Source organism: Bacillus infantis (assembly GCF_050107595.1).
Taxonomy (GTDB): domain Bacteria; phylum Bacillota; class Bacilli; order Bacillales; family Cytobacillaceae; genus Bacillus_AB; species Bacillus_AB infantis_C.
The window spans coordinates 536813-561973 of record NZ_JBNILH010000001.1 but is presented as its reverse complement, the minus strand read 5'-3'; the positions used below and the strand labels follow the sequence as shown (position 1 = coordinate 561973).

The 25161-nt window shown below is 47.3% G+C and carries 20 protein-coding genes; 2 read left to right on the top strand and 18 right to left on the bottom strand.

Translation table 11 applies throughout. The features are described 5' to 3' along the window. Nucleotides 1-36: 36 nt before the first annotated feature. The 12 genes from ACQCVH_RS02795 to ACQCVH_RS02740 form a co-directional block, all read right to left on the bottom strand. A complete protein-coding gene (locus tag ACQCVH_RS02795) occupies nucleotides 37-474 on the bottom strand; it encodes a BrxA/BrxB family bacilliredoxin (RefSeq protein WP_224899281.1) in 438 nt (145 codons plus the stop codon). 255 nt (nucleotides 475-729) lie between these two features. Continuing rightward, nucleotides 730-1851: a methylmalonyl Co-A mutase-associated GTPase MeaB gene (gene meaB / locus ACQCVH_RS02790; protein WP_426834337.1), complete on the bottom strand. Its 1122-nt coding sequence runs from the start codon at nucleotides 1849-1851 to the stop codon at nucleotides 730-732. Next, nucleotides 1851-4046, bottom strand: coding sequence for a methylmalonyl-CoA mutase (scpA, locus tag ACQCVH_RS02785; protein ID WP_426834336.1), 2196 nt, complete (start codon nucleotides 4044-4046; stop codon nucleotides 1851-1853). The genes meaB and scpA overlap by 1 nt, the downstream gene beginning before the upstream one ends. After that, the gene (locus ACQCVH_RS02780; RefSeq protein WP_426834335.1) at nucleotides 4039-5898 is read right to left on the bottom strand and encodes a methylmalonyl-CoA mutase family protein; all 1860 of its coding nucleotides are present in this window, start codon (nucleotides 5896-5898) and stop codon (nucleotides 4039-4041) included. Before ACQCVH_RS02780 ends, scpA begins: the two co-directional genes overlap by 8 nt. Before the next feature lie 192 nt (nucleotides 5899-6090). After that, complete coding sequence (locus ACQCVH_RS02775) at nucleotides 6091-7395, bottom strand: dihydrolipoamide acetyltransferase family protein (protein WP_426834334.1); 1305 nt, start codon at nucleotides 7393-7395, stop codon at nucleotides 6091-6093. 315 nt (nucleotides 7396-7710) lie between these two features. Further along, nucleotides 7711-8694: an alpha-ketoacid dehydrogenase subunit beta gene (locus tag ACQCVH_RS02770; protein WP_224899266.1), complete on the bottom strand. Its 984-nt coding sequence runs from the start codon at nucleotides 8692-8694 to the stop codon at nucleotides 7711-7713. Nucleotides 8695-8706: 12 nt separating this feature from the next. After that, nucleotides 8707-9702, bottom strand: a complete 996-nt coding sequence (locus tag ACQCVH_RS02765; protein WP_257991761.1) for a thiamine pyrophosphate-dependent dehydrogenase E1 component subunit alpha — start codon at nucleotides 9700-9702, stop codon at nucleotides 8707-8709. Between the two features lie 292 nt (nucleotides 9703-9994). Further along, on the bottom strand, nucleotides 9995-11416 hold the full coding sequence (gene lpdA / locus ACQCVH_RS02760) for a dihydrolipoyl dehydrogenase (protein ID WP_426834333.1): 1422 nt from the start codon (nucleotides 11414-11416) through the stop codon (nucleotides 9995-9997). Nucleotides 11417-11427: 11 nt separating this feature from the next. Then, on the bottom strand, nucleotides 11428-12534 hold the full coding sequence (gene buk, locus ACQCVH_RS02755) for a butyrate kinase (protein WP_426834332.1): 1107 nt from the start codon (nucleotides 12532-12534) through the stop codon (nucleotides 11428-11430). A gap of 129 nt (nucleotides 12535-12663) precedes the next feature. After that, the gene (gene bcd, locus ACQCVH_RS02750) at nucleotides 12664-13758 is read right to left on the bottom strand and encodes a branched-chain amino acid dehydrogenase (protein ID WP_426834331.1); all 1095 of its coding nucleotides are present in this window, start codon (nucleotides 13756-13758) and stop codon (nucleotides 12664-12666) included. A 31-nt stretch (nucleotides 13759-13789) separates the two neighbouring features. Further along, nucleotides 13790-14692 (bottom strand): phosphate butyryltransferase, encoded by a 903-nt coding sequence (yqiS, locus tag ACQCVH_RS02745; protein ID WP_426834330.1) that lies wholly within the window; start codon nucleotides 14690-14692, stop codon nucleotides 13790-13792. A gap of 134 nt (nucleotides 14693-14826) precedes the next feature. Then, nucleotides 14827-16905 (bottom strand): sigma-54 interaction domain-containing protein, encoded by a 2079-nt coding sequence (locus ACQCVH_RS02740; RefSeq protein ID WP_426834329.1) that lies wholly within the window; start codon nucleotides 16903-16905, stop codon nucleotides 14827-14829. Between the two features lie 147 nt (nucleotides 16906-17052). Between ACQCVH_RS02740 and ACQCVH_RS02735 the strand changes: the two genes are divergently transcribed. Both ACQCVH_RS02735 and ACQCVH_RS02730 read left to right on the top strand, forming a co-directional pair. Then, entirely contained in the window at nucleotides 17053-17313 is a 261-nt protein-coding gene (locus tag ACQCVH_RS02735) for a DUF2627 domain-containing protein (protein ID WP_426834328.1), read from the top strand. Between the two features lie 162 nt (nucleotides 17314-17475). Continuing rightward, nucleotides 17476-17610: a YycC family protein gene (locus tag ACQCVH_RS02730; RefSeq protein WP_009794970.1), complete on the top strand. Its 135-nt coding sequence runs from the start codon at nucleotides 17476-17478 to the stop codon at nucleotides 17608-17610. 6 nt (nucleotides 17611-17616) lie between these two features. Here ACQCVH_RS02730 and ACQCVH_RS02725 read toward each other — a convergent pair whose 3' ends face one another. From ACQCVH_RS02725 to ACQCVH_RS02700, 6 genes are all read right to left on the bottom strand, one after another. Beyond that, the gene (locus tag ACQCVH_RS02725; RefSeq protein WP_426834327.1) at nucleotides 17617-19191 is read right to left on the bottom strand and encodes a flagellar assembly protein A; all 1575 of its coding nucleotides are present in this window, start codon (nucleotides 19189-19191) and stop codon (nucleotides 17617-17619) included. 345 nt (nucleotides 19192-19536) lie between these two features. Beyond that, nucleotides 19537-20328, bottom strand: coding sequence for a sporulation transcription factor Spo0A (gene spo0A, locus ACQCVH_RS02720; RefSeq protein WP_257991768.1), 792 nt, complete (start codon nucleotides 20326-20328; stop codon nucleotides 19537-19539). A gap of 264 nt (nucleotides 20329-20592) precedes the next feature. Continuing rightward, nucleotides 20593-21888, bottom strand: coding sequence for a SpoIVB peptidase (spoIVB, locus tag ACQCVH_RS02715; protein ID WP_426834437.1), 1296 nt, complete (start codon nucleotides 21886-21888; stop codon nucleotides 20593-20595). 112 nt (nucleotides 21889-22000) lie between these two features. Then, entirely contained in the window at nucleotides 22001-23692 is a 1692-nt protein-coding gene (gene recN, locus ACQCVH_RS02710; protein WP_426834326.1) for a DNA repair protein RecN, read from the bottom strand. Nucleotides 23693-23708: 16 nt separating this feature from the next. Continuing rightward, nucleotides 23709-24158, bottom strand: coding sequence for a transcriptional regulator AhrC/ArgR (ahrC, locus tag ACQCVH_RS02705; RefSeq protein WP_009794964.1), 450 nt, complete (start codon nucleotides 24156-24158; stop codon nucleotides 23709-23711). Between the two features lie 157 nt (nucleotides 24159-24315). After that, nucleotides 24316-25161 carry a TlyA family RNA methyltransferase gene (locus tag ACQCVH_RS02700; protein WP_426834325.1) on the bottom strand — a complete coding sequence of 282 codons (846 nt, stop codon included), beginning with the start codon at nucleotides 25159-25161 and terminating at the stop codon, nucleotides 24316-24318.

The following is a 25161-nucleotide window of genomic DNA, read 5'->3' as shown; positions in this document are numbered from 1 at the left end:
CTCCCTGCGCTCAGCAGGGAGTTCCTTGTATGATAATCAAACTTCTTCACAATATTTATCAAAAGCATCCTGAAGCTTTTGGACTACTGCCATCGGTTCGTGCCCTTCGATTTCATGACGTTCCACCATTTTGATGATTTCTCCGTCCTTCATAAGTGCGAAGGATGGTGATGATGGAGGGAAACCGGTGAAATAGGATCGCGCCTTTTCTGTCGCTTCCTTGTCCTGCCCAGCAAAGACCGTCACAAGCTGGTCAGGGCGCTTATCATAATGCAGAGAGTGAGCTGCAGCAGGGCGAGCAATCCCGCCGGCACAGCCGCAGACAGAGTTGACCATTACTAGCGTAGTGCCTTTCTGGGACAGCGCATTATCCACATCCTCCGCAGTGGTAAGCTCTGTATATCCGGCTGCCACAATTTCCTGGCGGGCCTGGCGAACGACATCGTTCATAAACAAATTAAAATCCATATTCATTCTTTATCGCCCCTCATATTAATAATTAGACTTATATCTCTTCTAATAATAGCAATTTCATGCTGCTCTTTTCAATGCATTCAACTCAGGAGAGCTTGCTTAGGCAAGTAATCATAAAATCCGCCAGTATAATCCAATAAAATTCTAAAATAAAGTTTATTAGCCAGATATTGGGGAATGATAACAGTACAGCTAGATCCATACCCCTAAACTCCCTAGATATGGCCGGTGTTCCGTTGAACACCGGCCCCTTTTTTATTCTCTTGCCTCTTTATAGAGAGCAAATAAATGCTCGACGGCAGAAGCAACTGTCCTTCCGCCGGATATAACTTCATTTTCCATTTGCGGCAGCTCGTTTCTGACATCAGGATGCTGGAAGAAGCTATACTGAAGCTGATCCAATATCATGCTGTTTATCCACTCCTTCGTCTGCTCCCGCCTTCTCTGGCTGAACACGCCGGAATGGGAGGAAGAGCCCTTAAAACTCTCAATGTCTTCCCAGATTTCCATGATGCCTTTCCCGGTCAGGGCAGAGCAGGCATGAGCTTTCGTTTCCCAGCCCTTTGTAGCCGGCTGGAGAAAATGGACAATGCGGGAATATTCTTCTCTTGTCTTCAATGCCTGGGGTTCATTTGCACCGTCTGCTTTATTGACGATTATGGCATCTGCAATCTCCATGATCCCTTTTTTCATTCCCTGGAGTTCATCCCCGGCCCCGGTCAGGACAAGCAGCATAAAGAAATCGACCATTTCTCTGACAATGATTTCGCTCTGGCCAACTCCTACTGTTTCAACGATGATCACATCATAGCCTGCCGCCTCGCACAAAAGCATGGTCTCCCGCGTTTTCCGGTGCACGCCGCCAAGCTTCCCCCCTGCAGCTGAAGGCCTGATAAAGGCATTGGGATTTCTCGAGAGATTTTCCATCCGCGTTTTATCGCCAAGAATGCTTCCGCCGCTGATGCTTGAGCTCGGATCGACCGCAAGCACTGCCACTGAATGCCCTTGACCGCACAGAAGGCCCCCGAACGCTTCAATGAAAGTGCTCTTCCCTGCCCCGGGCACTCCAGTAATGCCGATTCTGATGGAATCACCGGTATGGGGAAGAATCTCCTGCAGCAATTCCTGAGCAAGCCTGAAATGACGCTCTGCATTGCTCTCCACCAGCGTGATCGCTTTTGCCAGGAGGCTCCTGTTTCCTGAAAGAATCCCCTTCTTCAGCTCATCCACCGACAGATGATCCGCCTTCTTTTTTTTGAATTTCGGGCCCTTCTGCACAAAAGACGGGGGGCCGGCCATCTCTTTCCCCTCACGAAGGGAAGTGGAGAAAAGGTCAGGCTGACCGCCATCATGCCAGCTCGGCTTCTTGTCCTTCATTATTCAGCCACTTCCTCATAGCCAAGCTTTCTGTAGATCTCCTGCACGACCTTTTGGGCAGCGGCAGGAATGACCGTCCCGGGACCGAAAATGGCTGATGCTCCGTTATCGTATAAATATTGATAATCCTGAGCTGGTATCACTCCCCCGATTATGACGAGTATATCCTCCCTGCCCAGCTTTTTAAGCTCTTCAACCAGCTGTGGAAGAAGTGTTTTATGGCCGGCAGCAAGTGAGCTCATGCCTATCACATGAACATCATTCTCCACTGCCTGAAGAGCTGTTTCGGCCGGGGTCTGGAAAAGCGGTCCGATGTCCACATCAAAGCCCAGGTCAGCAAATGCTGTGGCAATTACCTTCGCTCCCCTGTCATGACCGTCCTGGCCCATCTTGGCAATAAGGATCCTCGGGCGCCTTCCTTCATTTTCAAGAAACCCGTCCGTAAGGCTCTTCACCTCGGCAATTTCTTCTTCATTGGTAAAAGCTGAACTATACACGCCGCTGATGGAACGAATGACTGCTTTATGGCGCCTCGCTGACTTTTCGATTGCAAAAGAGATCTCCCCGAGAGTCGCTCTGGCCCTGGCAGCCTTCACCGCAAAATCCAAAAGGTTCCCATCTCCTGTTTCAGCAGCTTTAGCAAGGGCTTCAAGCGCCGCGGCAGCTTTTTCACTGTCCCTGTTGTTCTTCAGTTTTTCAAGCTTATCTAATTGCTTAAGCCTTACTGCTGTATTATCAATATCCAGTATGTCAATCGGATCTTCTTTTTCAAGCCTGTATTTATTCACTCCGACGATTGTTTCTTTCCTGCTGTCAATCTGGGCCTGCCTCCTGGCAGCCGCTTCTTCAATCCTCATTTTCGGAAGACCGGTTTCAATCGCTTTGGCCATTCCTCCAAGGCTCTCAATTTCTTCAATATGCTGCCATGCCTTTTGAATCAGCTCGTTGGTCAAAGATTCTACATAGTAGGATCCTCCCCATGGGTCGATCACATCTGTGATGCCTGTCTCTTCCTGCAGGTAAAGCTGGGTATTGCGGGCAATCCTTGCGGAAAAATCAGTCGGAAGGGCAATGGCCTCATCCAAAGCATTCGTATGCAGTGACTGGGTATGACCCATTGCAGCTGCATGTGCTTCTATCAGCGTCCTTGTTACGTTGTTGAATGGATCCTGCTCTGTAAGGCTCCACCCCGATGTTTGGGAATGGGTCCGCAAAGCCATCGATTTCGGATTTTCCGGATCGAAGGATTTCATCATTTTAGCCCAGATATACCTTGCCGCCCGCATTTTGGCCACTTCCATAAAATAGTTCATCCCAATTGCCCAAAAGAAGGAAAGGCGAGGGGCAAAAGAGTCAATGTCAATTCCGGCCTTCAGACCGGTCCTGACATATTCAAGCCCGTCTGCCAGCGTATAGGCAAGTTCGATGTCTGCAGGCGCCCCCGCCTCCTGCATATGGTAGCCTGAAATACTGATAGAATTGAACTTTGGCATATATTGTGATGTGTATTCAAAAATGTCGGCAATGATCTTCATTGACATTTCCGGCGGATAGATATATGTATTGCGGACCATATATTCCTTTAGAATATCGTTCTGGATTGTTCCTGACAGCTTTTCCTGGCTTACCCCCTGTTCCTCGGCCGTCACGATGAAGAATGCCATGACAGGCAGGACAGCGCCGTTCATTGTCATCGACACAGACATCTGGTCAAGCGGAATCCCGTCAAACAGGGTCTTCATGTCGATGATCGAATCAATGGCCACCCCCGCTTTTCCAACATCCCCTACCACGCGCGGATGGTCAGAATCATAGCCTCGGTGTGTAGCCAGATCAAAGGCAACCGATAATCCTTTTTGGCCCATTGCCAGGTTTCTGCGGTAAAACTGATTGCTTTCTTCTGCCGTTGAAAAGCCTGCATACTGGCGGACCGTCCATGGCCTGTTGACATACATGGTCGCATAAGGGCCCCTGGTATAAGGAGGAAGGCCGGGCTTATCATCCAGATGGTCCAATCCTTTAATATCTGATTCTGTATACAGCGGTTTGATCGCAATATGTTCATTGGTCTCGAACCGCAGGCTGCCGGCATCTCCTTCAGCCAGCCTGTCTGCCTCCTGCCTCCAGTCATTTTCCGGTTCTTTCTGGCTTGCGCCGAACAAACTGATGCTCTTGAAATCAGGTTTTTTAGCCATTCATTTTCACCTCTGTTTCTTCTAGTAGCTTTACAAGAATTGAACAGACATTGCTTTTGGCGGTAATAAAGTCATGAATGCCAAGCTCTCTCCATTCATCCGCCGGTGAATCGGGAAGCCCCGCAAGATAAACAACCGAATCCGGATACTTCTCCTTTAATTCTTTTAGCAGCTGTTTTCCAGCCGCTTCATACTGCTGATTGGTGCCGCAAATGCAGTAGCAGGCATATCCCCTTTCCAGAAGCTCTTCTGCATCAGAAAAGCCATGGACACCCGGGCTGTGTACGGCAGCGATTCCCCCGGCAGCGAAAAAGCCGGAAGCAAAGTCGGACCTTATTTTATGCTCCTTTAATTCCCCGAGCGAAATCAGCCCTGCCTGCATATGCGCGCCGCCGCGCCCCAATTCCTGGGCCTTTGTCCTGAGGGTTTCAAATGTCACTGACAGCCTCTCCTGGTGAAGCGGCCTGATTATCCAGCTGAGGGAATCTTCCTTTTTAGACTGGCTACCCCTCTCAGGCAGCTTATCCTCAAGATTGGCATATACATTTGTGCCAATTATACTTTTCTTCCTCGTCTCGGCATCATACTTCTTTTTCTCCAGGACCTCTCCTGTCTGTTCCTGGATCCATCCTTGCTCCAGGGCATCAGCCATACCGCCGAACGATTCAATTTTAAGGAAGATATTCCACGCTTCTTCCGCCAGTTCATTTGTAAGGCTTTCAATATACCAGGAACCCCCTGAAGGGTCTGCCACCTTCAGGAGATGCGCCTCTTCTCTGAGAAGCAGCTGTATATTGCGGGCAAGCCGCTGTGAAAAAGATCCTGAATCTCCCAAAACTTCATCGAATGCTCTTACCTGCAGGTATTGGACTCCTCCAATCACCGCGGCAAACGCTTCATTTGCTGACCGAAGCAGATTGACATAAGGATCTGCCATCGTTTTTGTAAAATAAGATGTTTCTGCCGAAATGACCATCTTTTGCAGTTCTTTTGGAGCTCCAAAGGCTGCTGCGATTTTCCCCCATATAATTCTGGCGGCCCGCAGCTTGGCAATTTCCATAAAAAAGTTTCCTCCTGATGCAAAGCTGAAGACCAATTTTGAAAGTATATCCTCAAGGGAAAGATGGCGGTCCAGAAGTCTGCTCACATGTTCTGTCGCTGCAGCGGCTGCAGCTGCGACTTCCAGCGCAGCATGGGCTCCCCCGTTATGATAAGGGACAGCATCGGCGATAATCGTCTTGAGCTTCGGCATTTCAGCAGCCGCTTTCTCCAACATAACCGCCCAATCATCATAAAGCCCTTCTACAGCCTGGCCTGCAGGAAGACCATTGGATGCCGCTTCAGCCAGCGGGTCCTTTCCTATGTAACCGTGTATGTCCTTAGAGTGCGGCAGGTTTTCCAGAACAGCAAGCATGCTGGATTGACTCCCTGCAGCATTAATGGCAAAAGGAAATTCCTTGTGAGCTCCATCCAGTATTTCCGGGAATCTTTCAAGGAAATGCTTCTCAACAGGAAGAACAATAGCATTTTGGCCTTTCTCCAGCGCCCGCTTTAACTCATGCTTCAGTTCTTCTGCAGTTTCTCCAGAAATCCTCTGGGCAATTTTCCAGTCATTTTTGCTGTAGCCCAGCGGGTGGATGCCCCGGCGGTAATCCTCCTGACCCGGATATTGCGATATTGGAGCCAGTGCCGAAGTTTCTGCTGAATAAAGCGGTTTCAATTTTATGTTTTCATATGTAAGCCGGTCTAATGATTCTGCCGCCCTTCCTTTTAAAGCGGATTCTGCTGCCCGCTTCCAATCTTCCATCGTTTTTTCGGGAAATGATATTTTCTCCATCTCTTGATAACTCATAGAACGCTGCTTGTGACAGCAGCTTCCCTCCTCCCAGGAACTGAAATTCATCAATATTCTAAATTATTTTTCTAATATTATTGTAGTATACAAGAGCTCAACTGGCAATGAAGGACAAAAGGACGATCTCCCTTTTCAAATAAAGCTAAAAAACGCTGCAGCTTGATTAAACTGCAGCGGATTTCGTTCTTCTTAATAGACAGATGTATTTTCTTTTGATGTGTTCTCAAGTATCTCCTTAACCCTCTGCAGAAACCGTCCGCACACAAGGCCATCAAGGACACGGTGGTCCAGCGACATACAAAGGTTGACCATATCCCGGACTGCAATCATGCCATTGTTCATGACGACCGGGCGTTTAACAATTGATTCAACCTGCAGGATTGCAGCCTGAGGATAGTTGATGATGCCCATTGACTGGACAGATCCAAATGAGCCGGTATTATTGACTGTGAATGTGCCGCCCTGCATTTCTGCTGAAGTCAGCTTGCCGCTGCGCACTTTGCCGGCGAGCTCTGCGATTTCACGGCCGATGCCTTTGATCGTTTTTTCATCAGCATGCTTGATTACTGGCACAAACAGCGCATCGTCCGTTGCGACTGCAATGGAGATATTAATATCTTTTTTCTGGATGATCTTGTCCCCTGCCCACATTGAATTAATCTGCGGATATTCCTTAAGTGCCTGGGCTACCGCTTTAACAAAGAATGCAAAGAAAGTCAGGTTGAATCCTTCCTTTGTTTTGAATTCATTTTTGATGGAGTTGCGGTAGTCGACAAGATTTGTAACATCCACTTCCATCATTGTCCACGCATGCGGCGCTTCATGCTTGCTTCGAAGCATATTTGCGGCAATTGCCTTGCGGACACCTGTTACCGGAATTTCTATATCACCAGGCATGACTGGAACATTTGGCGCAGCAGCTGGCTGCTTTGCTACCGGCTCAGCTTGAACCTGAGGCTGTGCAGCAGGCTCTTGTGCTTTCTGTGAGGCTGCCGGCGCTTCCTGCCTTGCCTCGGCCTGAGGAATATTCCCTGAATCAATCAGCTTCTGGAGATCCTTTCTTGTAATGCGGCCTCCTGCACCTGTCCCGTTCACGAGGTTCAGGTCGATGCCGTGCTCCTGGGAAAGCTTTAGCACTGCAGGCGAGTATCTTGCCTTTGATGGACTGCTGTCTTCCAGCTTAGTTTCTGAAGGGGCTGCCTTTTCTTCTGTCTTAAAATTCTCTTTACCTGCTGCCTCGTCAGTGTTCCCTCCTTCAACTTCAATCGTCAAAATCACTTCACCGACAGCGAGTGTGTCTCCCTCGCCGGCAATCAGTTCTTTGATTACACCGGTAAAAGAAGATGGGACTTCTGCATTCACTTTATCTGTCATGACCTCTGCTAAAGGGTCATATTTATTTACTGTATCGCCGACAGAAACAAGCCACTTGGAGATGGTGCCCTCTGTCACACTTTCACCAAGCTGCGGCATTTTTATTTGTTCAATAGCCAATTGGCATAACCTCCATTGCTATATATATTTTTATGGGCGGCGCTGCTGAGGCAGCGCCCTCCGCTTTTCTCTTGTCCAGCTCCTGGCGCTGGGTGCTCGAGTCATAAGCCATGCCTGGATTAAAAGCAAAGAACGCCTTTTATTCTTTCGCGTCTTATGCTTGTCGCACCTGAACAGTCGCCTCCGCTTTTCTTTTGTCCAGCTTCGGCTCCTAGGTGCTCGAGTCATAAGCCACTCCTGGATTAAAGGCAAAGAACGCCTTTTATCCAGGAGCGTCTTATGCTTGTCGCACCTGAACAGTCGCCTCCGCTTTTCTTAATACTCAGCGAGTTCTCTCATGGCTTTTTCTACTTTGTCAGGGTTGACCATGAAGTATTTTTCCATTGTTGGCGCATATGGCATAGCCGGGATATCAGGCCCTGCAAGGCGCTTGATTGGCGCATCCAGTTCAAACAGGCAGTTTTCGGCGATAATGGCGGACACTTCGCTCATGATGCTTCCTTCTAAATTATCTTCTGTAAGGAGAAGCACTTTTCCCGTTTTGGAAGCAGCTTCAATAATTGCTTCTTTGTCAAGCGGATACACAGTCCTCAAATCAAGGATATGTGCAGAAATGCCGTCCTTCGCAAGTCTCTCTGCAGCCTGGAGGGCGAAGTGCACACAAAGGCCGTAAGTGATGACTGTGATGTCTTCGCCTTCCCTTTTCACATCTGCTTTGCCGATTGGCAGTACATAATCATCATCAGGGACTTCTCCCTTAATCAGGCGGTATGCCCGCTTATGCTCGAAGAACAGGACTGGATCTTCATCACGGATAGCTGCCTTCAGCAGCCCTTTTACATCATACGGTGTAGAAGGCATGACAATCTTCAGTCCTGGCTGATTGGCAAATACGGCTTCTACGGACTGGGAGTGGTAGAGGGCACCATGGACTCCCCCGCCATATGGGGCACGGATGACCATCGGGCAGTTCCAGTCATTGTTTGAACGGTATCTGATTTTGGCAGCTTCCGAAATGATCTGGTTAACGGCAGGCATGATGAAATCAGCAAATTGCATTTCTGCAATCGGGCGCATTCCGTACATCGCTGCACCAATTCCAACACCCGCGATGGCAGATTCAGCAAGCGGGGTATCGATTACGCGCTCCTCGCCAAATTTTTCATACAAGCCTTGAGTCGCTTTAAATACGCCGCCTTTTTTCCCAACGTCTTCCCCTAGAACAAATACTTTTGGATCTCTTTCCATTTCTTCCCGGATTGCCATAGTTACGGCATCAATATAAGAAATTACAGCCATTTTCCTTCCCCCTTACTTCTCAGCATAGACATATTTCATCGCATGTTCCGGATCGGCATACGGTGCGTTTTCTGCATATTCAGTTGCTTCATTAACCAGTTTCATCACCCGGTCATTGATTTCTTTTTCCAGCTCATCATTCATCAGGCCTGTTTCCTTCAAATAAGCGCCAAAAGTGATGATCGGATCCTTTGTCTTTGCTTCAGCCACTTCATCCGGTGCACGGTAGCTGCGGTCATCATCATCTGAGGAGTGCGGAGTCAGTCTGTATGACACTGTTTCAACCAGTGTAGGGCCTTCTCCGCGGCGGCCGCGGTCGGCAGCTTCCTTCACAGCCTTGTAGACTTCGAGCGGATCATTTCCGTCAACAGTCACGCCAGGCATTCCATAGCCAACAGCACGGTCGGCAACATTCTCACATGCCAGCTGCTTTTCAATCGGGACAGAAATAGCGTATTTGTTGTTTTCACACATGAAAATGACAGGGAGCTTATGGACTCCTGCAAAGTTTGCACCTTCATGGAAGTCCCCCTGGTTAGAGGATCCTTCTCCAAAGGTAGTGAAGGTTACAAGATCCTTTCCTTCCATCTTTCCAGCAAGGGCAATTCCTACAGCGTGAGGGACCTGAGTTGTAACTGGGGAAGAGCCCGTTACGATTCTGTTTTTCTTCTGCCCGAAGTGGCCTGGCATCTGGCGGCCCCCTGAGTTCGGATCCTCCGCCTTTGCAAAGCCTGACAGCATCAGCTCTGTTGCCGTCATTCCGAATGTAAGCACCACGCCCATATCCCGATAGTATGGCAGTACATAATCCTTATCAGTGTCAAGGGCGAAAGCAGCGCCTACCTGTGCTGCCTCTTGTCCCTGGCAGGAAATAACGAAGGGGATTTTGCCTGCACGGTTTAAAAGCCACATCCGCTCATCGATCCGGCGGGCCAGCAGCATGGTTTCATACATTTCCATTACCCTATCATCGCTTAACCCTAAATCTTTATGACGATTTTCAGCCATTTGTTTGCCTCCTCAAATTTCAATATGTAGCAAGAGCGCGAAGCTCTTTTGAGTTGTTAATAAACTTATAATGTTAGAAATACAGCGGGCAAGCCGCCTCCGCTTTTCTTTTGTCCAGCTCCGGGCGCCAGCCCCTCGCGTCATAAGCCAATCCGGCCAGAAGGTTAAAGAGCAACCATCCGTCCTGCTCGTCTTATGCTTGAGGCCCACAGGATGTGGGTCATGCAGACGTTGCCACAGGACGTGGCGCTCTTAGTCTGCGTTCCTTTATTGTACAGTCGCCTCCGCTTTTCTAGCCATGTATAGCTTTGCCGTCTACTGCGAGGGCTGCTTCTCCGATGGCTTCGGAAAGGGTTGGGTGCGGGTGAATGGTATGGGCTACTTCCCATGGTGTGGCATCCAGCACTTTTGCCAGTCCGGCCTCGGATATCATATCTGTGACATGGGGGCCGATCATATGGACTCCAAGGATATCATCTGTTTCCTTATCAGCGACGATTTTGACGAAGCCGTCCGATTCCCCGAATACAAGGGCTTTGCCGATGGCGCGGAAAGAGAACTTACCGGTCTTAACTTCATAGCCCTTTTCCTTTGCCTCATCTTCAGTAAGCCCGACGCTCGCTGCTTCCGGGGAGCTGTAAATGCATTTGGATATCAGGCTGTAATCCAGCGGTGAAGGATTTTCATTTGCAATATGCTCTACTGCAGTGATTCCTTCATGGGAAGCCACATGGGCGAGCTGCAGTCCGCCGATTACATCGCCGATCGCGTAAATATGCGATTCTTTTGTCTGGAAATATTCATTGACCGAAATAAAGCCTTTTTCAAGCTGGATGTCGGTGTTTTCCAGGCCAATGCCTTCCGTATTAGCCTGGCGGCCCACAGAAACGAGGATCTTTTCAGCAGAGAATTCCTTCTGCTCGCCTTTAATTTCAGCAGAAATTCTTACTTCTTCTCCTTTTTGGAGCGTTTCTGGAAGGACCTTGGCTCCAACGGCAAACTTAACGCCTTTTTTCTTCATCAGCCGCTGCATTTCCTTGGAGATTTCCTTATCTTCTGTTGGAATGATGCGGTCTGCATACTCGATGACTGTAACCTCTGAACCGAAATCGGAAAGCATGGAAGCCCACTCGATCCCAATAACCCCGCCGCCTACAATAATAATAGACTTTGGAATTTCGGTCATCTCGAGTGCTTCGTCAGATGTCATCACCTGGGTACCGTCAATTTCGAGCCCAGGGAGCGTCCGCGGGCGGGAACCCGTTGATACGATGACGTTTTTTGGAATCAGCATTTCATTCTCGCTGCCATTGTTCATTTCAACTGAAATTGTTCCCGGCATAGGAGAAAAAATGGATGGGCCCAGGATTCTGCCAAGACCTTCGAAAACATCGATTTTCCCTTGCTTCATCAGGTGCTGGACACCTTTATGGAGCTGGTCGATAATCTTGTTTTTCCTTTCCTGCACCCTGCCGAAGTTGACCGAGACATCTCCGGTCAAAACGCCGAATTCTTCAGAATTCCGGGCAGTGGCATATACTTCTGCACTTCTGAGGAGCGCCTTGCTCGGGATGCATCCGTTATGGAGACAAGTGCCCCCCAGTTTCCCTTTTTCGACAACTGCCGTCTTAAGGCCGAGCTGTGAAGCGCGGATTGCGGCTACATAGCCCCCTGTGCCTCCGCCGAGTATGACTAAGTCGTATTCTTGTGCCAAATCTATTCCTCCTAAACCGTTGCTTTATTTTTTTCCGAGCCAGGATAATTCTTTTCCGCTTCTTCGCCGAGCAGCACCCTGAGGGCTCCTTCAGCCAATGCCTGAAGCTCGTTCTCGCCAGGCTGCACAATGACATCCGCTATCCAGTTGATCCGGCTGCTTATATCCTTGATAAATTCCTTCCCGTAGGCAAGTCCGCCTGTCAAGATAATGGCATCCACCCTGCCGGAGAGGGCTGCGCCAGCCGATCCAATTTCCTTGGCAACCTGATAGGCCATCGCGGAATAGACCAGCTTTGCTTCTTCACTGCCCTTTTCAATCATCTTTTCGACCTCGACGGCATCGTTTGTCCCCAAATAACCGACAAGTCCGCCTTGGCCAACAAGCTTTTTCATGATTTCATCGCGATAAAAGTTCCCTGAGAAACAAAGGTCCACCAGATCCCCTGCCGGGACTGTGCCTGCCCTTTCCGGGCTGAATGGGCCATCTCCATGAAGCCCATTGTTCACATCAGTGACTCTCCCCATTTTATGGACGCCTACAGTGATCCCGCCGCCCATATGGGCAACAATCAGATTTAAATCTTCATATTTTCTGCCCAGCTTTTTAGCGACCCGTCTGGCTACCGCTTTCTGATTAAGAGCATGGAAGATGCTCTTTCTTTCAATCAGGGCAAATCCTGAAATCCTCGCAATATCTTCAAGCTCGTCCACTACAACAGGATCTACTATATAGGAAGGAATGTTCAGGCCTGACGCTATCTCGAAGGCAATGATCCCGCCGAGATTGGATGCGTGCTGGCCTGAATAGCCTTCCCTCAGGTCGCGGAGCATCATTTCATTGACTCTGTATGTGCCCCCCTCGATCGGCCGCAGAAGGCCGCCGCGCCCGCAGACGGCATCAAGCTTGGAGATATTCATGCCTTCTGTGTCCAGCGCTTCGAGGATTGTCCTTTTCCTGAAGGCATATTGATCGATGATTTTTTCAAACGAATTGATTTCCCCGGAATCATGGCGGATCGTCTTTTCAAAAATGGATATATCATTATCGAATACTCCGATTTTCGTGGAAGTTGAACCCGGGTTGATTACGAGAATTCGATGGTTGTGTACCTGCAAGATTAAACCTCCAATTCAGATGGTCTCTTTCTACATTATAGCCGCAGGACCTGCAGCTATATCATTAAAATCAAAGAGGCTGAATAAATTATTCAGCGCTCTTGTTGTCTTGTTTCAGCAGCCAGCGGATTAGCGCCTGCTAAGGATGTGGTGCCCGTTCTGAAGGAATTGGCTCCGTGAATTCCGCATTCTTTCAATTCTTTCTTCAGCCATACGGTCAGCTGCCTTATAAGTAGGGATAGCATCCCTTTTGGCGATTTCGATTACCTTTTCAATATTGTTGTAAATAGTCTCAACTTTTTTCATAGCCCTGTCGCGATTGTATCCGTACAGTTCGTCAGCTACATTGATGACCCCGCCGGCATTGATGACATAATCAGGAGCATAGACGATTCCCATTTCATGGATCAGATCGCCGTGAGCAGTATCCTTAAGCTGGTTGTTGGCCGCACCGGCGATGACCTTCGCCTTCAGCTGAGGAATGGTTGAATCATTGATGACAGCTCCGAGGGCGCATGGTGCATAAATATCGCACTCTACTCCGTAAATTTCTTCCGGATTCACTGCCTTTGCACCGAACTCATCCACAGCACGCTGAACTGCCTCTTTATTGATATCCGTCACAATAAGCTGTGCACCTTCTTCATGCAGATGGCGGCACAGGTTGAATGCAACATTTCCCACTCCCTGAACAGCAATGACTTTGCCTTCAAGAGAATCGCTGCCGAAAGCTTCTTTTGCAGCTGCCTTCATTCCGCGGTACACGCCGTATGCAGTGACCGGGGAAGGATTCCCGGAAGATCCGAAAGCCGGTGATATGCCCGTGACATAATCTGTTTCCTCATGGATCATATCCATATCTGCTACCGTTGTGCCTACATCCTCTGCAGTAATATAACGGCCGTTCAGCCCTTGGATATAGCGTCCGAACGCACGGAACAGCTCCTCATTCTTATCCTTGCGGGGATCTCCGATGATGACCGTTTTGCCCCCGCCCAGATTCAGGCCGGCTGCTGCATTCTTGTACGTCATCCCTCTTGCAAGGCGAAGGGCATCTTCAATTGCCGCCTCCTCAGACTCATACGTCCACATGCGCGTCCCGCCGAGAGCCGGTCCAAGGGTTGTATCATGGATGGCGATGATTGCCTTCAGTCCTGATTGTTTATCCTGGCAGAATACAAGCTGCTCATAATCATAAGTCTCCATATATTTGAATAATTCCATTTTAATATTCCTCCCCGGTTTTTCATAAAAATTAAGATGATGCAGAGCAAAGGGCCAAAGCGAGTGAATTCAGCTTGCTTTCTGCCGAATCGGCCCGTGATGTCAGGACGATCGGCGCTTTAGCGCCTGCAATGACTGCTCCGACCTTCGCGCCTGCGAAATACATCAGCGATTTATATAAAGCATTGCCAGTCTCAATAGCAGGGACAAGCAGTATATCTGCATTTCCTGCCACATCGCTGCTGATTCCTTTATGCTCGGCTGCCGCTGGCGAAATCGCATTATCCAATGCAAGCGGGCCGTCAACAATGCAATTTTTGATCTGGCCCCTTTTATTCATCATGGCCAGAGCGGCAGCATCCAAAGTTGACTGCATAGCAGGATTGACCGTTTCAACGGCAGCAATCGGAGCCACCTTTGGATTGTCGATGCCTATACTTCTCGCAATCTTGACTGTATTATTAATGATTTGCTCTTTTTGCTTCAAATCCGGCGCAATATTCATAGCGGCATCCGTAATGATGATGAGCCTGTCGTAGCCAGGCACTTCAAAGACAGCTGCATGGGAAAGGACACTGCCCGTTCGAAGCCCATATTCTTTATTAAGGACTGCTTTTAATATAATCGAAGTTGAAAGATTGCCTTTCATCAGCACGCTGGCTTCTTTTTGGCTTACTGCCCTTACAGCCATTTCAGCTGCTGCTTCTGCTGTTCCTGTATGGATGACTTCTATCTTCCCGGCTTCAATCTCCAGATTGTTATCATGGAGCAGTTCTTCAATCGCTTCTCCGTCGCCGAATAATTTAAAATGAGCCAAATTGCGCTTGGCCGCTTCCGCTACTGCGTCCATTACTTCATGGTCTTCTGCTGCGGCAACTGCGACTGTCTGTTTTCTGTTTCCTGCTGCTTTTTCTATGAGCGAGCTCAACCTCAATTTGTTTTCAACCCCTTTAATCAAATGCTGCGACACCAATATTACATTATGCAAGAACCGTGCCAGCCCACATTTACTGAAAACGCTTTATTCACCACACTAAAGAGCCTGCAGGATCTTTCACACTATGAAAATTATTGCATGCTATTATTTGCAAGATTATATTTTTCAAGCTTATAATACAAATTCCGGACTGACAGCCCCAGACTTTTGGCAGCTGCCGTTTTATTGCCCTTATGCTTCTCCAGGGCCCTTTTTATCATAGATGCTTCAAAGCCTTCCACAAGCTCGGCAAGCGAGGCATCATTGCCGCCATATTCTTCCGGAACTGAGCTTGCATTCGTTTCTGCCCTATGCTGCTTAAGAATCATTTCAGGAAGATGCCTTACCTCAATTTCTGTTTCATGATAGCCCATAAAAATAATGGCGCGGCCGAGAATATTATCCAGTTCCCTTACATTGCCAGGCCAGTCATAGGAAATCAGTGCTGAAATGGTTTCCTCGGAAGCTTTATCCACATTGCGGCCATATTCCTGGTTGATTTTCTGGATCAGCCTGCTGCAGAGCTGGGGAATATCCTGTTTCCGATTCCTTAAAGGAGGGATATGTATCGGCATCCGGTTTATCCGGTAATATAAATCCTCCCGGAAAGTCCCTGCAGCAATTCCCTTCTCCAGATTAACATTGGTTGCCGCAATGATCCTCACGTTTATCGGAATCGGCTTAGTGCCGCCAACTCTTGTGATTTCATTCTCCTGCAGCACCCTGAGCAGCTTTGCCTGTGTATTGGCTGTCATTTCGCCGATTTCATCGAGGAAGATGCTGCCGTTATTGGCCTCTTCAAACAAGCCGCGCTTTCCTCCCCGCTTGGCACCTGAAAAGGCACCCTCCTCGTAGCCAAAAAGCTCGCTCTCCAGCAGGGATTCCGATAAAGCCGCACAATTGACCCTAATGAATTTATTGTATTTTCTCCCGCTTGCATTGTGGATGGCATGGGCAAACAATTCCTTACCCGTACCGGACTCTCCTCTGAGAAGAATGGTTGCCGGCGTTTTAGCCCCCAGCTTGGCCTGTTCAATCGCCAAGGTCATTTCTTCGGATGTGCCGATGATATCCTCAAACGAATACTTCGCTTCGAGCGTACGGATAATTTGCCGTGCCCTTGTAAGCTCCCTGTTCAGGCTTTTGATTTCAGACATATCATGGATGACACCGACGCTTCCCTTCAGCTTGCCGTCCACAATTACCGGAGCGACATTAACAACCACTTCTTTTTTGCCCGGGCCGACCCTCATCGCCGCTCCCCTTACTGCCCTTCTGGACTGAAGGACCTTCATATGTACACTTTCCCCTTCAGAAATATCCGCCGTAGCCGGCTGTCCGATTACCTGTTCCTCCGTCAGCCCCGTGATCCTTGTATAGGCTGGATTGATCAGCAGCCCCTTCCCATTTTCGTCCACCACCGAAATAGCTTCATCGCTTGACTGGATGATAGCCTGGAGCATGGTCTGTATTTCTTTCAGGTTTGTGATTTCTTCGGCCAGATTGACCACTTCGGTAATATCCTTAAAAACGGAGAACGCACCGATCAGCTCTCCCTTTTCTCCGATCATCGGAATTCTGGTGGTTATGATTTCCAGCCCGTTGGCAAGCACAAGTTCCTGATTAAGCTCTGTCCTTTTCGTTTCCAATACCCTCGGAAGGCAGCTGCCAGGTATTACATCAAGAACGTGCTTTCCGATTGCCTTTTCCCCATGGATGCCTGTCATCCTTTCGGCGCTGCGGTTAAAGAGAATGATCAGGCCTTCCCTGTTGACGACAACCATCCCGTCATCTGTGGAATTGAAAATCAGGTCATGCTTATATGTTTCATTTTTAAATTCCTCGATAAGCTCTTCTTTCTCCTCGAGAAGTTTGCTGATGAGAAAGGCTACACTTCCGGGTATAAGCACTGTATTTTTCGAACGTGCTTCCCTTAGGTCAATAAAAACCTTCTCTTCTCCTGTCACTTCAATGATGATATCAGGATCATCTTTTATGTATTCTCTCCAATCCGGACCGGTCCGAATCCCTTCCAGGCGGGCAAGCAGGATACCCGGGGCATTGTCATTAATATCGACAACCGCTGATACATCAAGGACCGCGGTTTCTCTCAGTAGCTGCAAAATGGCCGTTCCGCCTTTCCCGGCACCGACTATCAAAACTGTCTGCATGGCTATCCCTCTCTTAGTACGAAGATTTCTTCACTGATAGTCTGCAAGATCTTTCAATACTATTGTAATTATTTTCTCCACGCTTGACAAATTTCTTCTATAATTTATCATTACCGATGAAGAGACTTTTTTTATGAGGGGCAAAATATGATAAGAATCGCTGCATTAGTCATTTTATTGATACCCGGCTTTATTGCTGCCATTGGTGTTAAACTGATGAGGGATATGGTATTTGGCATTCTCCAAAGTCCTTTCCCATATTTATGGCTTCAATTCCTGGCTGGCCTGCTCTTCTTTTTGCTGGGGCTGGGGTTTGTTGCCGGCTTCATACTTTACCGCGACCGCAAAAGGAATAAGGTGCAGGACCGCTTTAGAAGAGAGAGGATTCAGGCGAAAAAGGCTGATTGATTATATACTATAGGCTTTCCCGCAGCGCTGAATATTTCGATCAAAGCCTTATCATAAAAAGAACAGCACCCCGTTCGCTGCCGGGGTGCTGTTCTTTGCAGGTGAGCATTTTTATTGGAAATTAATATGTTGCAGCAGACCTTTCAGAAGGGAGGGACGGAGATGAAACCTTTGCAGATTTCTCCCGAAACGGCAATCAAGCTTGCCGAAAAGCTCAATGTTCCTTTAGAGCAAATCATGCATATGCCGCAGCACATTTTAATCCAGAAGATGATGGAACTTGAAAAAAAGAATTAATGAGGACTATTCGAAATGCATGTTGTTCCTGACAGCATAGAAGGTGCCCCTGACTGAAGTATCCAGCTTTCTTGATTGGCTTTTGATCTGGAGCTGCGTTTCCGGATAGGCAACCTGCAGGATGGATACTTCCCCTTCTCCCTTCGTCTCAAGCAGGCTCATCAATATCTTCCTTTGATGGTCCAGTACGGCGATCTCTTCCATCTGCCTCTCAAAAAGACCTAATGCCTGTTCATATTGCTTATGCTGTTTTTCGCTCAGCTGATTTATGTATTGTTCGAAGATTTCAAGCTGCTTTTTGCTCTTTTCCATTTCAGCGGCTTTTTTTCTATATGTAAGAAGGAGCGCCTCAAGCTCTTCATTGACTATATTCCTGTCAAATCCTTCAATTTGAATAATGGTTTTCCTTTCCAGCCTGTTGCCGATGATGCCGGCCTGAACTCTGCCTTTTGCCTCGATCACGCCTCCAATCAGCTTTCCCTTTTTTTCATCCGCAAAGATGTTTCTTCCTTTCAGAATTCCGCCTATCGAATAGTAGCCGATATGAATATCCCCGCCCGCTGTCAGGCTGCATTCATTAGAATGCTTAATATAAATGTTTTTTCCTGCACTTATCCTGCCGGAGCCCTGGCCGAACGCGCCTCCTTTAATGAAAATGTCCCCTTTTTTGGAAACGATCTCTTCAAACCCGCTGACGCCTAGTTCTCCCAATATAGAAATATCAAGTGAAGCATTGACGCTGTAGCCTGCCTTGACAATACCCCTGACTGTAATGCTTCCATCAAACTCGATATTGCCTGTTTCAGGGCCTGCATCACCTTCTATGACCAGATGGCGACCTACAGAAATCCTGCCGCCCTGGAATGTAACAACACCATCGCATAACGCCCTCAGCACCGTTTTACCGTCTTCTTCACACTCTTTTACTGTTTTTTTATCATATAGCAGTTTTTTATCTTTTCCTTTTAACGGAGGAACCGGTTCTCCTGTCAGCGTCTCACCATAAATCCCTTCTTCTGCAGGGATTTTTTCGCCGAGCCAGTCACCTTCCTGAACCTCATCAATGAAATTCATATCAAAATAATTGGCGGTGCCGTCCTCCCTTATGGCTGGCTTCCTTTCGCTCTGCTCATAATAGCAGACGACAGCATCGCTCCCATGCTGGGGAGGGTGCCCAGCTGCAATGACAGCTTCATTCTGCACAGGGACATTTCTCAGCACATCCTCCTCAATCGTACGTTCAACCCCAAGTTCCTGAAGCTGCAATGATATTTGATCGGCTATATCCTTGAACTCTTCTTTAAAATAAGCTTCCGTGCAATTCAGCCGCAGCCTTGCCTCCATCTTGTCCCTGGAAAGGCTTACAGCTGCCAGGGGTTTCAGCTCGCCAATGAGCTTCCTTCCTGAATCCGCCAGTTCAAGCGCCTCTTTCAGCACCATAAATTTTGTAACTGAGAGTCTCGGGTAATCAAACAGTTCTTTTTCCAGTCTTTTTAAAGAATAGCCTTTTTTGAGGACAGTTATATAAACTTGATCTTCCTCACATTCAATTCTTAGTGACTCATTAGAAAATATTTCCATAAGACTATTCCCTTTCTAATAGGCATTTGTATTAAGTATAGCGGAAAAATAGGTATTTTGGCAGGTCCCTACCATAAAATTAACAGAATTTTTGCCATTATCCCGCCCTTCTTTATTCAAAAGGCTGTGTTAGTGTACCTTGTTGATTTTGGGCTCATTCGTGTGAAACTCTGTTTCACACGAATGAGCCCAAAATCAACAACAATGTTTAACAAAGCCATTCAAAAAATAAAAAGCACCCCAGAATGGAATGCTCAACTTTAAAAGAATATGATTTCATTTTTAAGGTCTTCTGTCAGGCAGCCGCGGCATAAATTAAAAAAACCTTAAAAATGCCTAACCCTTTCAAGAAGCTTTATGCTCGAGGCGCAGTTTATCAGCGACCATCGCGATGAATTCTGAGTTGGTGGGCTTTGCTTTTGTCATGCTTACAGTGTAGCCGAAAAGAGAAGAAATGGAATCGATATTCCCCCTGCTCCATGCCACCTCGATTGCATGGCGGATCGCCCTTTCTACCCTGCTGGCAGTTGTATTATACTTTTTGGCTATATCCGGGTAAAGGACCTTTGTAATGGATCCGAGCAGTTCAATATCGTTATAGACCATGGATATTGCTTCGCGCAAATATAAATACCCTTTAATGTGGGCAGGTACGCCAATTTCATGAATGATGCTAGTGATGCTTGCATCAAGATTCTTAGGCTTGGATTCCGTTTGGCTTCTGTAGGCGGATGACTGGGATTTGCGGATGACCGGGTTGGATTTGCCGCTCACCTGGCGGATATGACCGGCGAGATTCTCCATATCAAATGGTTTGAGAATGAAATATGAAGCCCCAAGATCCACTGCTTTTTTCGTAACATCCTCCTGGCCGAAAGCAGTAAGCATGATGACATTCGGCATTGTTGACCTCCGCGATTCACGCAGCTTTTCAAGCACTCCCAGCCCATCCAGATGAGGCATGATTATATCAAGGACAAGAACGTCCGGTTCAGTTTCTTCGAGCACTTCCAGGCATTCCTGGCCATTATGGGCCACCCCGCTCACTTCCATATCCTCCTGGGAAGCGATATATTCTTCCAGAAGCCCGACAAGCTCGCGATTGTCATCCACGATACATACTTTTATTTTTCTCACGTATTGTTTCCTCCTCAAATCCATTTGTGGTCTCTTTTTCTATCTAGTTCTATTCTAAATGACAAATTCGACAATGCAACCGAAATTCCTTTTGTTTTTTGAACTTTTCTTAAAAACCTGATAAAACCTTTATTTTTCTTCTGTTTTCTCCCACATTCGACTTTATTCGCAAATACTTTTTTGATTTAGGTTGATTTTGTCGATTATTCTTTAAATTGGACAAAAAAAAGAAGGCCTGGTGCATGCCTTCTTCATCGATGCATTTCAGCTTGCTTTTTCTTCGCTTTTTTCATAAATGTCTATTCCTGCTTCATTAAGCATCCACTCGATATGGACGCCGTATCCGCTGGTAGGATCATTTACGAACACGTGTGTGACTGCCCCGACAACCTTTTCGTTCTGAATGATCGGGCTCCCGCTCATCCCCTGGACAATTCCGCCGGTCTTATCGAGCAGCTCAGGATCTGTAACTTTAATGACCATCCCTTTTGTAGCCGGAAACTTCTGCGGTATAGTGCTGACAATCTCAATATCAAACAGGTCTACCTCGTCATCATCTACAACCGTAAGGATCTTGGCGGGCCCTTCTTTTACCTGATGCGAAAGCGCTATAGGCATCGGCTTATCAAGCACGCCGTTTTTCATGCCCCTGTTCAGTTCGCCAAAAATGCCAAAGGGGCTGTTTCTTTTGATATTTCCAATCACCTGTTTATCTGAAGAAAATCTTGCGAGCTTTTCGCCCGGATTTCCGTTGCTTCCTTTTTCAATGGATGTAACAGTCGAACGGACAATTTGCCCATCATCGACAACGATTGGTTTTTTTGTATCCATATCACTAATAACGTGGCCCAGGGCTCCATATTTCATAGAACCTGGATGATAAAAGGTCATGGTGCCGATTCCGGCTGCAGAATCCCTTATATACAGGCCCAGTTTAAAGTTATTTTCCGACTTATCTTTAAGGGGCGTCAATTCTGTGCTGATTTTTCCGTTCTCCCTTGTAAGTGTAAGCTTCATTGCCTTGCCAGTTTGTCCGGCTTCCTGGACAAAAGGCGCCACATCGGACATCTTCTCAATATCTTGGCCGTTTATCTGTGTGATGATATCTCCTACTTTGATTCCTGCAGTTTCGCCGGGGGACGCTTTTCCGTCTTTTGCATCCACAAGGTGATGACCTACAACCAGCACTCCGACCGTATTCAGTTTAACCCCGATTGACTGGCCTCCGGGAATGACCTTAAAATCCTTTAATACATTTACATCAACTTTCTTTACTGGAAATCCTGCCAGTTCAAGCAGCATTTCGTCTTTTCCAATTTTTTTTCCCTGTACGGCAACCTGGCTTCCCTCCTGCTTAAGAGCTGCCGCCGCTTCTGTTTTCATTGATGCTGATACAGGTGCCGCCTTGCTGAAATTGTATGTTTCACCTTCAAATAGGGTAATCTCTTTGGGAATGCTGATATATTCTTGAAAGGGTTTGGAAAACCCTGCTGCAATTAATGAAACAAGGAGAATTCCACCAATTATTTTTCTTAGTAGCTCTAAATTCAAAACCTTCACTCTCCTCGCTTCTAGTCCACTCGTCAAATGGCTACATCTTTAATTTTGCCTCCTTAGTGAGCATTTATAACCTTTGCCCATATAAAAAAAGCTACCCTCTTTGGATAGCTTTTCAAGTTATTTTTATTTGCTGGGCAAGCTGAAGCAATTCTTTTGCATGCTCTTTCGTCAAATCAGTAATTTCCACCCCGGATATCATCCGTCCGATTTCCTTGATTTTATCCTCGGAATTGAGCGGTTTCACTGTCGTCTTGGTTCTGCCGTCACGTGTAGACTTTGCGATGAACAGATGTGTATCTGCCATTGCAGCAACCTGGGGAAGGTGTGAAATGCAAAGAACCTGTGAATCCCTGGAAACATGATGGATTTTCTCCGCAATGGCCTGTGCGACGCGGCCGCTGACTCCTGTGTCAACCTCATCGAAGATAATCGATGTGACCCCCTGATGCTTTGAGAAGATGCTTTTCAGGGCCAGCATGATTCTGGACAGCTCACCGCCTGAGGCAACTTTGGAAAGGGGCTTGAGCGGTTCGCCCGGATTGGTGGATATATAAAATTCTATCTTGTCAGCACCGTTGCGGTGGTAGCCGCGGCTGGACAATTCCTCGAAATTCACTTCGAACACCGTCTTCGACATATACAGCTCTTTCAATTCCTTATGAATGAGAGAGGTGAGCTTCTTTGCACTCTTTCTCCGAAGCCTGGTTAATTGTTCAGCTTCAAGGCTCAGGTCCTTCTGAAGGGAGGAAAGCTCCCTTTGAAGCTGGTCAATATGTGTTTCCTTATTCTGCAGTGTCTCGATTTCTTCTTCTATCCCTGATGCATATTCGAGGATTTCCTCGATTGTCTTGCCATATTTCCTTTTCAGCTGGTTGATTTCTGTCAGCCTTTCTTCAATTTCATTCAGCCTTGCAGGATCATATTCAAGAAAATCGAGCTTGCTCCTCAGACTGCTTGAAACATCCTCAAGCATATAGAAACTGTTGGATACGGCATCGGCCATTTCCTTATATTCAGAATCCAATTCAGCAGCCTCCTGCAGGTGCCCCATGACAAGGCCGATCCAGTCCAGTCCCTTTTGCTCCCCATGCAGTGCTGTGTAGCCAGCCTGCATGCTGTCATATATCCGTTCAAAATTTCCGAGCTTCGTTTTTTCTTCATACAGCTCTTCGTCTTCGTTGATTTTCAGCCGGGCTGTCTCAATTTCCTCCAGCTGAAATTGAATCAGATCAAGCCTATGGGCCATCTGCTGTTCATTCTCGCTCAAATTCCTGAGCTTTTTAGCTGTTTGTTCATACGATTGGAATACTTCCAGGTATTCGTGCAGGGCCGGCATGATTTCCTCAGAGCCGAACTGATCAAGCAAAGATAAATGAAGGGTTTCATCCATCAATTCCTGGTGCTCATGCTGTCCATGGATGTCGATGATGGTCGACCCGATCTCCCGGAGCGCAGCAATCGTCACCAGCTTCCCGTTCACCCGGCATACACTCTTGCCTGTACGTGAAATATCACGGCGAAGGACGACCATCCCTTCCTCAATGTCAATCCCGAACTCCCTTGATTTTCTATAGCAGGGATGATCCGGGCCGTCAATTTGAAAAAGCCCTTCGATTTCAGCTTTCTGTTCGCCGTGCCGTACAAACTCTGAAGAGCCCCGGCCTCCCACTAAAAGGTGGATAGCATCGATGATGATTGATTTGCCTGCACCCGTTTCCCCCGTCAATACAGTTAAGCCCTTTTCAAAAGAAACAGAAAGGGCCTCTATAATAGCGAAATTTTTAATGGATAATTCACTTAGCAAAGATTTTCACCCCAATTTAAAGCATATCGATGAAGCGGTTGGATATCACTTCAGTATCTTCAGGTGTTTTGCAGATAATCAGGCAAGTATCATCGCCGCATATCGTACCGAGAATTTCTTCCCAGTCAAGATTATCTATCAGCGCGCCGATTGCCATCGCATTCCCGGGCAGCGTTTTCATAACCAGCAAATGGCCGGCAGTATCAATCCGGACAAAAGCATCCATTAAATTGCGTTTTAGTTTCTGCAGCGGATTGAACCTTTGATCCGCCGGCAGGCTGTATTTATATCTTCCATCCATTAAAGGAACTTTTACAAGATGCAATTCTTTTATATCCCTTGACACAGTTGCCTGCGTCACATTAAAACCGGCATTTTTCAGCTCGTCTACAAGATCATCCTGTGTTTCAATATCGTTATTGGCAATGATGTCTCTTATTTTGATATGGCGTTGTCCTTTATTCACTTTATCACCTCTATAGGCAGTCGAAACCTGATTTCTATCCATATGTTAGCCGATTTTCTGCTGAATGTACAATTTTTTCTGCAATAGGCAGCAGGAATAGCCAGGAATCGCCAAGATTCGAAGGCCCGGCGCCGAAAAAAAGGAATAAGCCTGATGCTTATTCCTCTTCTTTCTGCTGCTTTGATTTCAGCTCAGTATGAGCTTCCTTGACTACTTCATCCACAGAAGCAGAAAGTCCATTTTCGCCTGTTTCCTTTTCCCCTTCCCACCTCAGGTGAAGAAGGAACTCAATATTGCCGTCCCCTCCTGTTATGGGGGAATAGGAAAGGTTTCTGACATCATAGCCCTGTTCCAGGGAAAAGCGGATCATTCGCTCAATGACGTCTGCATGGACCTTAGGATCGCGGACAATCCCTTTTTTTCCGACCTGCTCACGTCCTGCTTCAAACTGCGGCTTTACAAGCGCAATAATATCACTCCCGGAAACCAGCAGAGTTTTCAGAACAGGCAAAATAAGCTTCAAGCTAATAAATGATACATCAATCGACGCAAAGTCAGGCATCTCCCCTGCCAGATCGGCAGGAGTCACATAGCGGAAGTTGGTCCTTTCCATTACCTCCACCCGCTCGTCCTGCCTGAGCTTCCAGGCAAGCTGATTATAGCCCACATCCAATGCATATGACATTTTCGCCCCATTCTGAAGCGCACAGTCAGTGAAGCCGCCGGTTGATGCCCCAATATCAAGAAGCACCTTTCCTGAAACGTCCACATCAAACTGTTTGATTGCCTTTTCCAGCTTCAGTCCGCCGCGGCTGACATAGGGGATCAGCTTGCCTTTAACTGTCAGCGGTATATCAGCGCCGACCTTTTCACCAGGCTTATCGAGGCGGTTTTCATTCGTATATACAAGCCCGGCCATGATGGCTCGCTTTGCTTTTTCCCTTGTCTCGATAAGCCCTCTTTCTACCAGCAATACATCTAAACGTTCTTTCTTACTTTTCAT